General features: G+C 63.3%; 12 protein-coding genes. All 12 read right to left on the bottom strand.

The annotated features are described in order from the left end of the window. Complete coding sequence (locus EDF74_RS15450) at positions 1-261, bottom strand: hypothetical protein (RefSeq protein ID WP_070474188.1); 261 nt, start codon at positions 259-261, stop codon at positions 1-3. A 68-nt stretch (positions 262-329) separates the two neighbouring features. Then, positions 330-1,790: a cardiolipin synthase gene (gene cls / locus EDF74_RS15445; RefSeq protein ID WP_123730950.1), complete on the bottom strand. Its 1,461-nt coding sequence runs from the start codon at positions 1,788-1,790 to the stop codon at positions 330-332. Positions 1,791-1,877: 87 nt separating this feature from the next. Then, on the bottom strand, positions 1,878-2,291 hold the full coding sequence (locus EDF74_RS15440; RefSeq protein WP_046272258.1) for an ExbD/TolR family protein: 414 nt from the start codon (positions 2,289-2,291) through the stop codon (positions 1,878-1,880). Between the two features lie 3 nt (positions 2,292-2,294). After that, on the bottom strand, positions 2,295-2,720 hold the full coding sequence (locus EDF74_RS15435) for an ExbD/TolR family protein (protein WP_046272259.1): 426 nt from the start codon (positions 2,718-2,720) through the stop codon (positions 2,295-2,297). A gap of 57 nt (positions 2,721-2,777) precedes the next feature. Beyond that, positions 2,778-3,536 (bottom strand): TonB-system energizer ExbB, encoded by a 759-nt coding sequence (exbB, locus tag EDF74_RS15430; RefSeq protein ID WP_019184055.1) that lies wholly within the window; start codon positions 3,534-3,536, stop codon positions 2,778-2,780. Positions 3,537-3,622: 86 nt separating this feature from the next. Beyond that, positions 3,623-4,291, bottom strand: a complete 669-nt coding sequence (locus tag EDF74_RS15425; RefSeq protein WP_123730949.1) for an energy transducer TonB — start codon at positions 4,289-4,291, stop codon at positions 3,623-3,625. 145 nt (positions 4,292-4,436) lie between these two features. Next, positions 4,437-5,630, bottom strand: a complete 1,194-nt coding sequence (locus EDF74_RS15420; RefSeq protein WP_123730948.1) for a tetratricopeptide repeat protein — start codon at positions 5,628-5,630, stop codon at positions 4,437-4,439. Positions 5,631-5,772: 142 nt separating this feature from the next. Then, positions 5,773-6,579, bottom strand: a complete 807-nt coding sequence (locus EDF74_RS15415; protein WP_123730947.1) for a M48 family metallopeptidase — start codon at positions 6,577-6,579, stop codon at positions 5,773-5,775. A 72-nt stretch (positions 6,580-6,651) separates the two neighbouring features. Further along, positions 6,652-7,503 (bottom strand): CPBP family intramembrane glutamic endopeptidase, encoded by an 852-nt coding sequence (locus EDF74_RS15410; RefSeq protein WP_123730946.1) that lies wholly within the window; start codon positions 7,501-7,503, stop codon positions 6,652-6,654. A 73-nt stretch (positions 7,504-7,576) separates the two neighbouring features. Then, positions 7,577-10,036: a DNA topoisomerase (ATP-hydrolyzing) subunit B gene (gene gyrB, locus EDF74_RS15405; RefSeq protein WP_123730945.1), complete on the bottom strand. Its 2,460-nt coding sequence runs from the start codon at positions 10,034-10,036 to the stop codon at positions 7,577-7,579. Positions 10,037-10,149: 113 nt separating this feature from the next. Then, a complete protein-coding gene (recF, locus tag EDF74_RS15400; RefSeq protein ID WP_123730944.1) occupies positions 10,150-11,247 on the bottom strand; it encodes a DNA replication/repair protein RecF in 1,098 nt (365 codons plus the stop codon). A gap of 1,164 nt (positions 11,248-12,411) precedes the next feature. Continuing rightward, positions 12,412-13,512, bottom strand: a complete 1,101-nt coding sequence (gene dnaN, locus EDF74_RS15395; protein ID WP_019184048.1) for a DNA polymerase III subunit beta — start codon at positions 13,510-13,512, stop codon at positions 12,412-12,414. Positions 13,513-13,766 lie beyond the last annotated feature (254 nt).

The following is a 13,766-nucleotide window of genomic DNA, read 5'->3' as shown; positions in this document are numbered from 1 at the left end:
CTACGAGGGGTCGGATTCACCCTGAGCGGCCGGGGTACGCGCCTGGAGGGCGAGCTCCCGCAGCCGACGGAGTTCGTTGGGATCGGTGATGGCTGCGCGGGTGGGCTGCACATCGCCGAAGCGGGCCACGTAGAGGCCGCGGACCCACGCCAGCAGGAACACCAGGGTGCCCAGCAGCGACAGCGCCATCAGCCCCATGTGGGGGGTCTTGAGCGCCATGCCGAAACAGGCCAGCGCGAACAGCAGGAACAGCCAGTACATGTCGTTCTCCCCGATTGACCGGGCCAGTGTAGCGCTGGCGCCCAGTGCGGTTCCACGGGAAGTGACGGCTACAGCAGCGGAGAGGCCAGGCGCGCGAACGCCTCCGGTACACGGTGTCGCCACAGCGAACGCTGACGATCGTTGTAGACCGGTGAGGCGCTGCTGTATTCGGCCAGCAGGATCTCGGCCAGCGCTGCCACCCGGCCGGTGTCGCTGATCATCATCGACAGCTCGAAATTGAGCCGGAAGCTGCGGTGATCGAAGTTCGCACTGCCGACGATGCACACGTCGTCGTCGGCGATGAAGGCCTTGGTGTGCAGCATGCGCGGGCCATACTCGTAGATCTTGACCCCGGCCTGCAGCAGCTCGTCGAAGTAGGAGCGCGCGGCCTGGGTGACGAACCAGGAGTCGCTCATCTTGGGCACCAGCAGGCGCACGTCCAGGCCACCGAGTGCCGCCGAGGTCAGTGCCATGCGCGCGGCTTCGCCCGGGACGAAGTAGGGCGTCACCAGCCAGACGCGCTCCTTGGCTTCGTGGATCGCCGCCACGTGCAGCCGGTGGATGGTTTCCCACGACGAATCCGGACCGGACACCAGCACCTGCGCATTGATGCTGCCCTCGCTGCGGCTGGGCATCGTCTCCGGCCAGAGCTGCGCGATGTTGAAGCGCGCCGGCTCCTGTCCGGTGGCGTAGATCCAATCCTCGATGAAGACCAGCTGCAGGCTGCGCACCACGTGGCCCCGCAGCCGCATGTGCAGGTCGCGATACGCATCCGGGCGGACGCTTTCGTCTTCCTCGTCGGTGATGTTGATGCCACCAGTGAACGCATGCAGGCCGTCGATGATCACCAGCTTTCGGTGCGTGCGCAGGTTCAACCACGGCCGTTTGAATGGCTTGAGCAGCTGCCGCGGATGGAACCAGACCACTTCGGCACCGGCATCCAGCAGCGGCTGCAGGAAGCGCTTGCGGATGGACGACGAGCCCACCGCATCCAGCAGCAGGCGCACGCGTACACCCGCCGCGGCACGCTCGGTCAGCGCATCACGCAGCGCGGTGCCGGCGTGGTCCGGGTTGAAGATGTAGTACTCCAGGTGCAGGTGATCCTGCGCCTTGGCTACGGCGGCCAGCAGTGCGCTGTAGGTGGCCGCACCGTCGACCAGCCACTCCACTTCGGTGGCCGAGCTTGGCGACAGGCCAGTCGTGGCTTGGGCGATCTTGGCCAGCTCGGTGCAGTCCGCATCCGGTGGGCAGACGCTGCTGTAGTGCTCCATGCCGGAGCGCGAACGGCCACGGCGCAGGCGCTGCCGCTTCACCTTCTGCGGGCCGAGCAGATAGTAGACGAACAGGCCAAGGTAGGGCAGGGCGGCCAGCGACAGGATCCAGCTCAGCGTGGCGACCGGCTCGCGTTTCTGCAGCATGATCCAGCCGATCAGCCACAGCAGATAGAGAATGTAGGCCGCCACCATCAGGGGGCGCAGGTGGGGGATGGCATCGAGCCAGTCCCCGAAGACGTCGAAGGTTGCGAGCATGGCCGGATGATAGCGGGCGGGGTACCAAAAAAAACGCCCCTGTTTCCAGGGGCGTTTTCCAGTCGCGTCATGACTGCGTCTTGCGTATTACTGCTGTACGAAGCCGATCTTCTTCATCTGAGCATTCTTCGCGGCAGCCAACACCTTGGCCATCACGTCGTACTCGGAGTCCGGGCTGGCATCGATGCGCAGTTCCGGCTGGTTGGTCGGATCGCGCTGCACTTCCTGTTCCATACGCTGCTGCAGTTCGCCCACAGCCACCGGGCTGTTGTTCCACGACACCTGGTTGCTGGCGTCCACCTTCAGCTCGATCGGCGGCGGCGGTTCGACCGTCACCGGCGGTGGGTTGAGCACGCGCTGCGGCAGGTCAACGGCGATCGGGTACGTCATGATCGGCGCGGTGACGATGAAGATGATCAGCAGCACCAGCATCACGTCCACCAGGGGCGTGACGTTGATGTCGGCCATGGGGCCTTTGTTACCACCAGTACTGAACGCCATGGCTTACTGCCCCTTTACTTTGGTGGCGACGAAGCCCACGTCGAGCATGCCCTGTTCCTGCGCGACCTTCGTCATCTCATTGATGACGCGCATCTTGGTGGTGCGATCACCACGCAGGTTGAGGGGCGGCTGCGGGGTCTGCTGGGCGGCGGTCGCCAAGCGCGACTCGAGAGTCTGCTTGTCGATTTCCTCGTCGTTCCAGTAGATCGAGCCGTCTTCCTTGACTGCCAAGGTGATCGGGCTCGCCCGCTTTTCAGCGTCTTCCGGATTCTGCACCAGGTTGGCCTCAGGCAGATCCACCTTGACCTTGTGGGACATCAGGGGCGCCGTGATGATGAAGATGATCAGCAGCACCAGCATCACGTCCACGAGGGGCGTAACGTTGATGTCGGCCATGGGGCCGCCGCTGTTACCACTACTGAAAGCCATAACGGGCTCCGTCTAGATCGTGTTGACTACGTTCTCGCTGGGTGACGCGCGTCGCTATTAGCGAACGCGCGAACCGGTGGCGAAGAAGTCGTGCAGGTCGTGAGCGAACGTATCGAACTTGCTGATCGTGGCGCTGTTGATCTTGCTGAAGAAGTTGAAGGCGAACACGGCCGGGATAGCCACGAACAGACCGATGGCGGTCATGATCAGTGCTTCACCCACCGGGCCGGCAACGGCGTCGATCGAGGCGGAACCGGTGGCACCGATCTTGATCAGCGCGCCGTAGATGCCCCACACGGTACCCAGCAGACCCACGAACGGAGCGGTTGCGCCGACGGTGGCCAGCAGGGTCATGCCCGACTGCAGGTTGTTGCTTTCGCGGGTCACGGCCTGACGCAGGGCGCGATCGACGAACTCCGAACGGCTCAGGTTCTCACCCAGGCCACCCGAGGTGCCGCCTTCCGAACGCTGGTGGTGCGCAGCAGCCTGTGCAGCGTCCAGAGCGATCTTGGAGAAGGGCTCCGAAGCCGGCTGTTCTTCCATCGCACGGATGGCGTCCTGAGCGTTCGGGGTATCCCAGAACAGGCTCACGACCTTGTCGGCAGCTGCCTTCAGGCGGGTGGCGCGGAAGATGTTGATGACGGTCCAGTACCAGGACATGGCCGACATGATGATCAGGGTCAGCAGCACGACCCAGGAGACGGCGAAGTCACCCGGCTGGGTGGTCATCTCGTGGATCAGGTGCTCGAAGCCCATCTGCGACAGGGCGTTGGAGTTGCCCCCGGCAGCAGCGGCGATGAAAAGTTCCTGCAGCATGACGCTTACCTTTGTTGTGTGTGGTGATAAAGGGTATTGCTAGAAATAACCGCTAGGGGCGGTGGCCGGCGGGCCACCGGCCACTATCAGTTCAGCGCAAAGTTGACCGGGACGCGAACGCGACCTGCGACCTTCTTCCCGCCCGATTCCGCGGAACGGAAGCTCCACTTGCGAGCTGCGTCCATGGCGGCGCGATCGAGGTCACGGTTACGGCTGGACTTCTCGACCGACACATTGGTGACGTTGCCATTGGCATCGACGTCAATGATCAGGATGACTTCACCCTGGATACCAGCACGGAACGCGGCCGGCGGGTAACGCGGGGGGTTCATGTTCTTCGACGAGATGTCGACGCTTGCCTCAATGGTGCTCGGCGGCTGCGGCGGCGACGGCGGCGAAGGCGGCGTGACGATGTCGGTCGGACGCGGGTCCGGGATATCGACCACAGGGGCCTGCGGCGGCGGCGGAACCGGGGACGGCTTCGGCGGCGACAGGTTTTTCACCGGCGGCGGCGGGGTGTCATCCGGCGGCGGCGGCGGCGGCGGCGGTGGGGGCGGCGGCGGAGCGTCGACCAGGGTCACCATGATGTTGCGTTCTTTCTCCGCAGCGGCCTTGGGAGCCACGGCCGGGATCAGAAGCATCATGAAGGCGGCGAGATGCAGTGCGATTACAAAAGCGATACCCACGATACGCGGCCAGGAGAGGCCGGTGTCATCGCGTTGTTCGTACCTGTGAACGACTAGTTGTTCCGTCATGCGCCAAGAGCTCATTAGTGGGGCCGGGTACCCGGGGACAGGTAGCCCATGATCAGCGGTGCATGACACCGCAGGAACCTCCAAGCTTATACCAATCCTGAGCGCCTGCGCATCACTTGTGCAGGCATTCAGGCGTTATTCCTACTTACTTCAGGTTGATGATTTTCTTGGCATCCGCCTGGTTCTTCACACCCTTCGCCAGCGCTTGCTGGGCGGCCTGCTTGGCCTCCGGAATGCGACCTTCCGAATGCAGCACGCGTGCCAGATTCAGGTAGGTCTCGCCGTCCTTGGAAAGCGGGGCAGCCTTCTGCCACGCTTCGATCGCCTTGTCCGCCTGCTGCGGCTCAGAGTAGTAGTACGCCTGAGCCAGCGCCAGGTACACCTGATAATCAGGCTTAAGGATGTTTTTCTGCAAGCCATCATTGATAACGGCAATGACGTCCTTTTCTTTGTTCTCGCTGTTGGCGTAGATCGAGTAGAGCTGCTTGTACTCGCGCTCGTCGGTCAGCTGGCCGGCGCTGTAGAGCTTGCCCATGATCGCGCCCGCCTGGTCCATCTGGTCGGCCTGCATGTACATGCTGGCCAGGTTCAGCTGGGCCTTCTTGTCGTTCGGGTTCTTGGCGGCGAGCGCCTCGGCCTGCTTGACTGCTTCACCGGTCTGGCCCGATTCGGCCATGGCGGCCATCAGCAGCTGGTTCCAGCTGTCCTTCGGCTCGGTGGCGCCGGCGATGGCCTGCTGCAGCACCGGGATCGCCTCGGCGTAGCGCTCGGCCTGGTACAGCGCCTGACCCTTGGCCACGAGCTCTTCCGGCTTGGTGGACTTGGTTTCGGCGAAGTACTTGTCCAGCGTCGCCAGGCCTTCGTTGATCTGGTCTTCCTGCAGCTGCAGCTGGCCCAGCATCAGCATCGACTGGTAGTGGCCGTTGTTGTCCAGGCCACCGAGCTGCAACACCTGCTCAAGGTACTTCTTGGCAGCGGCGACGTCGTCGAGCTGGTAGGCGGCCTGCGAGGCGAGCTGGGCGGCCAGCGACTTCTCGTAGGTGTTGGCGGCGGGATTGGCCAGGATCTCTTCAGCCTGCGCGCGCGTCTCCGGGAACTTCTGCTCGTTGTAGCTGTCAATCAGCTTCTGCAGCTTCGGGCCGAGTTTGGCCGACGACTTCTGCTCCGGCTCCTGACGGGTCGCGTTCGGGTAGAGCACTTCGGCCTTCGCCTGCTTGCCACCGCGGTTGCCACGCTCGGACGAGCGGGACTGGGCGAACGCATCGGTGACCATGGCGCCACCGATAGCGGTCGCGATGAGGACGGAAAGGACGGCTTGCTTGTGGTTGCTGAAAATCATCTTTCACCTCGATCGAACCGCCGCGGCGGCATCAAAACGGACTGTCAGAAAAATCTGAGCCGCCAAACGTATCAGAAACTGATGGCGTGAGAAATCGTTTCCGATGCTGCAATACAGCATCTTTTGGTCGTATCCGGACGCATCAACCGCACTTTGGCCTGCGCCCGGCCGCCTGGGCTTGTTGGTATACACCACTCAAGGACGGCGCGTCTCGCTGCAATTCACGGATGCGATTGGCGGGGTCAGGGTGGGTGGACAGCCATTGGGGCGAGCGCCCGCCGCTGGCGGCCATCATGTTCTGCCACAGATCCACCGCCTGGGCGGGGTTGAAGCCGGCCTCGGCCATCAACCGCTGACCGACGATATCCGCCTCGCTTTCCTGGGTCCGCGAGCCGGGCAGGAGGAAGGCGGCCTGGGCGCCAGCGCCACCGAGCTGGCTGACAGTACTGGCCGCGCCCTCACCGTACGCGGCGCCCGCCAGCGCACCCAGAACCGACAGGCCGGTCTGCGCGCCCATCTGACGGGTGAGGCGTTCTTCGTGGTGCCGCGAGATGACGTGGCCGATTTCATGGCCGATCACGGCAGCCAGCTGATCCTGGTTTTTGGCGACGGTGAAGATGCCCGTATTGACCCCGACCTTGCCGCCGGGCAGGGCGAACGCGTTGGGCTCCTTGTCGACCATCAACGCCGTTTCCCACCGTACGCCACGGTACTGAGCAGGCAGCTGGGCGACCAGCGCATTCACCACGCACTGAACGTAGGCGGTCTGCTTCGGATCGGTGCTGAGCGTGCCTTTGGATTTGGTTTCAGTGAACGCCTGCGCACCCAGCTGATCCAGCTCGGCCTGCGAGACACCGCCGACCATCTGACGACGGCCGGTTGGCGAGGTGGTGGTGGCGCACGCGCTCACCAGCATGGCAATGGCAATTCCCAACAGCACTGGTTTCATCTGCGCTCCCCCGTGTTCATGTAGGCAGTGTGGAACGTGGCGACGTAAATTTTCGTCAAGCCGCGTGATCGATCATTGCACGCCGAGAAACATCAGTGCTGCCAGGGCGATGCCGTTGTTCAGTGCATGCGCGGCGATCGGCGCCCACAGGGTGCCGGTGCGTTGGTAGAGCCAGGCAAAGGCGGCGCCCATGCCGCCGTAGACCAGCCACAACTGGGCGATTTCCCATGGGCCGTTGGCGCTGGTGCCGGGGATTTCATGGACCAGCGCAAAGGCCAGGCTGCTCAGCACGATGCCCAGCACGGGGCGACCGGCCTGCCAGAGGCGGCCGAACAGCACGCGGCGGAACAACAGCTCTTCGTATGCAGGGGCGAGCACCACAGCGAACAGCGCGAGAAACCATGGGAAGCGCGTCATCGCCTGTTCCATCAGCGCCAGGTTGGTCGGCACCGGTTCGATGCCCGCCTGCTTGGCCAGCCACGCGATCAGGTTGCTGCCGATGATCACACCGGTGGCGACCAACAACGTCCAGCCCCAGGTCGAGGGGCGGCCTGCGGCCTGGAAGGACAACGCACGTTCGGCGGGCGTGGCCCGGCGGCGGAAGAAGTACAGCACCAGTGCAGCGCCGCCGGTAGCGCTCAGCGCCATCAGGATCTGGGCGAGGGCACCGGGTTGGCCCAGCTGCTGGGTAAGACCGGCTACGGCGGAGGCATCGGCGCCGTCGCGAGCCGCCTGGTACCCGATGATCGCGCCGCGATACAGCCCCCAGACCAGGCCACCGATCAGACTCAGTGACAGCAGGACTGCGATGCCGATGCCCAGATCGATGAAGAATCCCGCGAGCGGGGAGCCCGGCTTACGCGGTGACGACGGAACGGCGGGGGGCAGCGGAGGCGTCATGGACGCCGGGGTGGTAGCGGACATCGGATTCCTGGCATCGGGGAGCGATGGCCGGCCGGATGCAGGTCGCATCCGGGCCGGCCCTTCCCCGATTGTGTCAGATATCCAGGTTGGCGACCTTCAGCGCATTGTCTTCGATGAAGTCGCGGCGCGGTTCGACCACATCGCCCATCAGCGTGCTGAAGATCTGATCGGCGGCCACGGCATCCTCGATCCGCACCTGGAGCAGGCGACGGGTGTCGGGATTGACGGTGGTGTCCCACAACTGCTCGGGATTCATTTCACCCAGACCCTTGAATCGCTGGATCTGGCGGCCCTTCTTGGCCTCATCCAGCAACCAGTTGCGCGCCTCGGCGAAGCTGCCGATCTCGGCCGACTTGGCACCACGGCTGATCTTCGCACCGGCACGGACCAGGCCGTGCAGCAGGAGGGAAGACTGGTGCAGGGCACGCAGTTCACCGGTTTCAAACGCACCCAGCGGCAGCACCTGGATCAGCTGTTCGCCCATATGGCGGCGCGTGACCAGCACAGCGGCGGGACGCTCGTCGGTGGGTTCCTGCAGTTCCAGCGTGTAGCGCGGCGAACCCAGGCTGCCCTGGTTGAGGCGGGTCGCCAGTGCGGCGAGGCCTTCGTTGGCGCCGGCCTTGCGCAGGTGCTCCAGATCCATCGGGGTGAAATCGATCAGTGCTTCGAGCACCTGGCGATCATAGCGATGGCCGTTGCGCGCAATGGTTTCCTGCGCCGAAGCATAGGAGAGCAACAGCTTCTCCAGCGCTACGCCTTCGATGCCCGGCTCGCTTTCGGCCGGGATCAACGAAGCGTTCTCCACCGCACTGCTGGCCAGGTACGCGTCCAGCGCCGGATCATCCTTCAGGTACAGCTCCTGCTTGCCCTGCTTGATCTTGTACAGCGGCGGCAGGCCGATGTAGATGTGGCCGCGCTCGATCAGCTCGGGCATCTGACGGTAGAAGAAGGTCAACAGCAGCGTACGGATGTGCGCGCCGTCGACGTCGGCATCGGTCATGATGATGATGCGGTGGTAGCGCAGCTTGTCCGGGTTGTACTCGTCCCGGCCGATGCCGGTGCCGAGCGCGGTGATCAGCGTACCGACCTGATCGGAGGCGAGCATACGGTCGAAGCGGGCACGTTCCACGTTGAGGATCTTGCCGCGCAGCGGAAGCACCGCCTGGTTCTTGCGGTTGCGGCCCTGCTTGGCCGAGCCACCTGCCGAGTCACCCTCGACGATGAACAGCTCGGACAGCGCCGGATCCTTTTCCTGGCAGTCCGCCAACTTGCCCGGCAGGCCGGCGATATCCAGCGCGCCCTTGCGGCGGGTCAGATCGCGCGCCTTGCGCGCCGCTTCACGTGCACGCGCCGCGTCCACGATCTTGCCGGCGATCGCCTTGGCTTCGTTCGGGTTTTCCTGCAGGAATTCTTCCAGGCGCTGGCCGAAGGCACTTTCCACCGCCGGGCGCACATCCGAACTGACCAGCTTTTCCTTGGTCTGGCTGGAGAAGCTGGGGTCCGGCACCTTCACAGACAGCACCGCGATCATGCCTTCGCGCATGTCATCGCCGGTCAGGTTGATCTTGGCCTGCTTGGCGATGCCGTTCTGCTCGATGTAGTTGTTGAGCACACGGGTCAGCGCGCCGCGGAAGCCGGCCAGGTGGGTGCCGCCGTCCTTCTGCGGAATGTTGTTGGTGAAGCAGTACATCGTTTCCTGATAGGAATCGGTCCACTGCAGCGCCACGTCCACCACGATGCCATTGGACTCGCCGGTCACCGAGATCACGTTCGGGTGCAGCGGCGTCTTCAGCTGTGCCAGATGCTCCACGAAACTGCGGATCCCGCCTTCGTAGTGGAAGTCATCGCGGCGGCCATCGCCGCGCTCGTCGACCAGCACGATCTTGACGCCGGAGTTGAGGAAGGACAGTTCGCGCAGGCGGCGGGCCAGGATGTCGTAGTGGAATTCCACGTTGTCGTGGAAGGCCTTCACCGACGGCCAGAAGCGCAGCGTGGTGCCGCGCTTGGTGCTGGCTTCGACCTGCTTCAGCGAGTTGACCGCGGCACCATCAGCGAATTCCTGCTGGTAGTGGAAGCCGCCCTGGTAGATATCCAGGACCAGCTTCTGCGACAGCGCATTGACCACGCTGACACCCACACCGTGCAGACCGCCGGAGACCTTGTAGCTGTTGTCGTCGAACTTGCCACCGGCATGCAGGACCGTCATCACGACCTCGGCCGCGGACACTTCGCGGTCGAGCTTCTTGCTCATCTGCTCGTGCTTGCCGGTCGGGATGCCGCGACCGTTGTCCGAGACCGACACCGAGCCATCGGCGTGGATCATGACCGAGACATTGTCGGCGTGGCCGGCCAAGGCTTCGTCGATGGAGTTGTCGACGACCTCGAACACCATATGGTGCAGACCGGTGCCGTCATGGACGTCGCCGATGTACATACCAGGACGCTTGCGGACAGCCTCGAGGCCTTCCAGGGCGGTGATGCTGTTGGCGTCGTAGTTGCCGCTGTTTGCGGGGATGTTCTGTTCTTCAGTCATTGCGCTTGCCGTAGGCTCCGCAGGTCGGGCCGCCGCGGTGAGGCGGGGCGCCGAGAAATAAGGGGTTGCAACAGCAATTATACCAGCCGGGCACCGTGGCCCCTGGGGGACCACTATGGCACACGCAGGACCTGTCCATGTTCCACGTGGAACCGGGTGATATCTGTCGCGTCAACAAGCGCGGCCGGCACCTCGGTAGCGGTGATGAATATCTGCGCCGGGCCGGCCTTCAGCCGTTCCAGCACCCGCGCCTGGTGGTGACGGTCCAACTCTGACGACAGATCGTCCAGCGCGATCACCGGCCATTCGCCACGCTGCTCGGCATAGTCCTCGGCCTGCGCCAGCAGGCAGGTAAGGGCGGTCAGCTTGGCTTGGCCCCGCGAGAGTGCATCCCGGCCTGGAATGGTCTGAAATCCGACGCTCCAGTCCGCCCGGTGCGGGCCAACTGAGGTATACCCGGCCAGCCGGTCACGTTCGCGGGCCAACAGCAAGGCATCAGAGAGCGAAACCTCCTGCTTGCGCCACCCTGGACTCAAACTCAGCGACTGGATGCCCAGATTGGGCGCCAATACCGCGGCCAGTTCCACAGTGCGTTCCTGCAGCCGTTCCAGATAGTGCTGGCGGCGGGCGGTCAGCGGTTCACCGGCCTCGGCGAGCTCCCGGTCCCACGCATCCAGCGCGTGCGGGTGCCCACCTTGCTTGAGCAGGGCATTGCGCTGTTTGAGGGCCCGTGAGTACCGCCGCCACAAACCCATGAAGTCTGGTTCCACGTGGAACAAACCCCAATCAAGGAAGCGGCGACGGGGCTCACCGCCGCCGCTTACCAGTGCATGGCTGCCTGGCTCGAAGGTCACGACCGCCAGTGCAGCGCAAAGCGTCCCGAGCTGAGCGACATCTTCCCCGTCCAGTCGGCCTTTCCATTCCTGACCGCTGTGGCGAAGCCCGGCCTTGCGGCGGGTCGGGATATCGGCACCTTCGCGCTGCTCTTCCCATTCCACGAACACATCCAGCGCATCCCGGCCTTGGCGTACCAGACCATCCCGTACACGGCCGCGGAAACTGCGCCCGTATGCCATGACGTGCAGCGCTTCCAGGACACTGGTCTTGCCGGCGCCATTGTCACCGGTGATCAGGTTGATGCCCGGTTGTGGTGCCAGTTCGACGGTATCGAAGCGACGGACCTGGTGCAGGGACAAACGGCGGATGTGCATGCGGACGATCAACGCCGCTCGGGGCGGCAGACGGGTCGGGGGAATCGATCAGCTTACTGCATTGCCCAGGTTTCACGTGGCCGGATGCTTCTCGCGTCAGGTGAGACCCTCGCCAGTTGCCGACGGCCGAGGACGTCGGTCGGTCACGACTCGCTGTTCTGCGCCATGGCGGCTTGGTCTGTCATGCGTGCATCTTGGGCGGGGGCCACGCTCATCGGGCAAGACAAGCCCGATGTTGGTCGCCAACGTCAGCGCCGAGGCCAACACCGCCACGTGAAACCTCCACTCCGCGCCGCAGGGCCCGTGGGAGTGGCCTGAATTTCTTCAAATCTGAAGCGCACTCAGCACTGAGACCCTGCAGATTTCAACGATTTCACACCGTTTTTTACCCTCCACTGCGAGCGAGGAGGGGCCAGCGCTCTGTTTTTTTTGAAATCTGGAGGTTGCGTCCAATCGATCCAACGTAGAACCCGACCGACGCACGCAGACCCAAACGAGACTGTCCACATCCCCTCTGTATGGCTTATGCACAGCCTATGGGCAATCTGTGGATAAAAAAGCCCTCTTGAACCGCCTCGAAAGATATCCACAGGATCACCCCCAGGCTCAGACCCTGTTTTACCGGGGGTTTCGAGCCTATATTCCTCTTCAAAACCAGCCACTTAACCTACTTTTCAACCAAATCTGGCCCTACCACCACCACCAAGCTTTAGATTTATATACAGTTTTTAAAAGCATAGAGCTGTGATCCAGCGGTCAAAAAGCCGGGTACCGCAGCGCATCGGAGCGGACGAGCAATCCGCGCAGTTCGCTCGGGTGACGCATGCAGAATCGACAAGCGCGAGGACAGTCCATCGCGGTTCTTTCGCTGACCCGTCCGGCACCGCAGCAACCGCAGTGCCGGTAGCACACGTGGTCACCACCTCGTGAGGGTCATTGCCAAAGCCAGGCTCGCTGTTTGACGTTCGGCTCACGAGAGCTGGGCTGCGTCGGCAAAGGTCCAGACGAACAGCACCGCCAAGCCAAGATCCTTAACCACAATCCAACTCCAACCCACCAAACAGATGCTCCACGTGGAACATCGCTCTCTCGCCCAAAAAGAAACCCGGCAATGCCGGGCTTCTCAGAACCACTCGGTTCCACGTGGAACCTGCGCGTCTCAGGTCACAGACGCAGCGGCATCACCACGTGACGCGACTTCTCGCTGCTGGCCTCACGGACCAGGGCTGAGGAGTTCGAATCGCGCAGCTGGATCACGACGTGCTCGTCGCGCAGTGCGGACAACGCGTCCAGCAGGTAGTTCACGTTGAAGCCAATCGCCAGATCGCTGACCGTGGTATCGGCCTCGATCTCTTCCTGGGCTTCTTCCTGCTCCGGGTTGTGCGCGCTGATCTTCAGGTTGCCCGGCGAGACTTCCACGCGAATGCCGCGGTACTTCTCGTTGGACAGGATCGCGGCGCGCTGCAGCGAGGCACGCAGGGCTTCGCGATCCACCTTCACTTCGCGGTCGGCACCGATCGGAATCACAGCCTCGTAATCCGGGAACCGGCCGTCGATCAGCTTGGAGGTGAAGGTCACATCGTCGCGTTTGACGCGGACGTGGCTGCGACCGACTTCCAGCTCGATCTCGCGATCGCCGCTTTCCAGCAGACGCTGCAGCTCGGTCACGCCCTTGCGCGGCACGATGATCTGGCGCTTGGCTCCGCTGGCTTTTTCCAGCTCGGTTTCGCACAGCGCCAGGCGGTGACCGTCGGTCGCCACGGTACGCAGGGCATCGCCGCGGAGGTCGAACAGCAGGCCGTTGAGGTAGTAGCGCACGTCCTGCTGGGCCATCGCGAACGCGGTGCGTTCGATCAGTTCCTTCAGGGTCGCTTCGCCGATGGCCACGCGCTCGGTGGCTTCGACTTCGTCGACAGACGGGAAGTCGTTGGCCGGCAACGTTGCCAGGGTGAAGCGGCTGCGCCCGGCCTGCACGGTGATCTTGTCACCGGTCTGCGAGACGGTGATCCGGCTGCCGTCGGGCAGGGCGCGGATGATCTCGAACAGCTTGCGGGCGGGGATGGTGGTCTCGCCGTCCTGGGCATCTTCCACCGCGATCCGCGACACCATTTCCACTTCCAGGTCCGTGCCGGTCAGCGACAGCTGTCCGTTCTGGACCTGAACCAGGAAATTAGCCAGAACCGGCAGGGTCTGGCGGCGTTCGACCACGTTGACGACTTGTGCCAACGGCTTGAGAAAGGCTTCGCGCTGCAGTGTGAAACGCATGTGGTTCCGTGCCCCTATGCTTTAAAAAAATGTGGAATAAATCAAAAGCTTGGTGGTGCTGGTAGGGCCAGAATCGCGGGAAAACACGACTAAGCCTTTGTAAACAATAGGGTTTTTGACCGCGAAACCCTCTGCATTACTAGCCCCCAAGGGGTGGGGAAAGGTGTGGATAACTTTACCGTCGACTCCGCCGGCTTTTTTATCCACAACCTATACCTCGCTTACTACCGGATTCTGCACCGTTTTATGCGATG

Source organism: Stenotrophomonas rhizophila (assembly GCF_003751305.1).
Classification (GTDB): Bacteria; Pseudomonadota; Gammaproteobacteria; order Xanthomonadales; family Xanthomonadaceae; genus Stenotrophomonas; species Stenotrophomonas rhizophila_B.
This window is presented reverse-complemented; position numbering and strand designations above follow the sequence as displayed.

Excerpts from the sequence above, each read along its gene's own strand:
- EDF74_RS15450 (WP_070474188.1), bottom strand. The coding sequence starts at position 261 with ATGTACTGGCTGTTCCTGCTGTTCGCGCTGGCCTGTTTCGGCATGGCG.
- cls (WP_123730950.1), bottom strand. The coding sequence starts at position 1,790 with ATGCTCGCAACCTTCGACGTCTTCGGGGACTGGCTCGATGCCATCCCC.
- EDF74_RS15440 (WP_046272258.1), bottom strand. The coding sequence starts at position 2,291 with ATGGCGTTCAGTACTGGTGGTAACAAAGGCCCCATGGCCGACATCAAC.
- EDF74_RS15435 (WP_046272259.1), bottom strand. The coding sequence starts at position 2,720 with ATGGCTTTCAGTAGTGGTAACAGCGGCGGCCCCATGGCCGACATCAAC.
- exbB (WP_019184055.1), bottom strand. The coding sequence starts at position 3,536 with ATGCTGCAGGAACTTTTCATCGCCGCTGCTGCCGGGGGCAACTCCAAC.
- EDF74_RS15425 (WP_123730949.1), bottom strand. The coding sequence starts at position 4,291 with ATGACGGAACAACTAGTCGTTCACAGGTACGAACAACGCGATGACACC.
- EDF74_RS15420 (WP_123730948.1), bottom strand. The coding sequence starts at position 5,630 with ATGATTTTCAGCAACCACAAGCAAGCCGTCCTTTCCGTCCTCATCGCG.
- EDF74_RS15415 (WP_123730947.1), bottom strand. The coding sequence starts at position 6,579 with ATGAAACCAGTGCTGTTGGGAATTGCCATTGCCATGCTGGTGAGCGCG.
- EDF74_RS15410 (WP_123730946.1), bottom strand. The coding sequence starts at position 7,503 with ATGTCCGCTACCACCCCGGCGTCCATGACGCCTCCGCTGCCCCCCGCC.
- gyrB (WP_123730945.1), bottom strand. The coding sequence starts at position 10,036 with ATGACTGAAGAACAGAACATCCCCGCAAACAGCGGCAACTACGACGCC.
- recF (WP_123730944.1), bottom strand. The coding sequence starts at position 11,247 with ATGCACATCCGCCGTTTGTCCCTGCACCAGGTCCGTCGCTTCGATACC.
- dnaN (WP_019184048.1), bottom strand. The coding sequence starts at position 13,512 with ATGCGTTTCACACTGCAGCGCGAAGCCTTTCTCAAGCCGTTGGCACAA.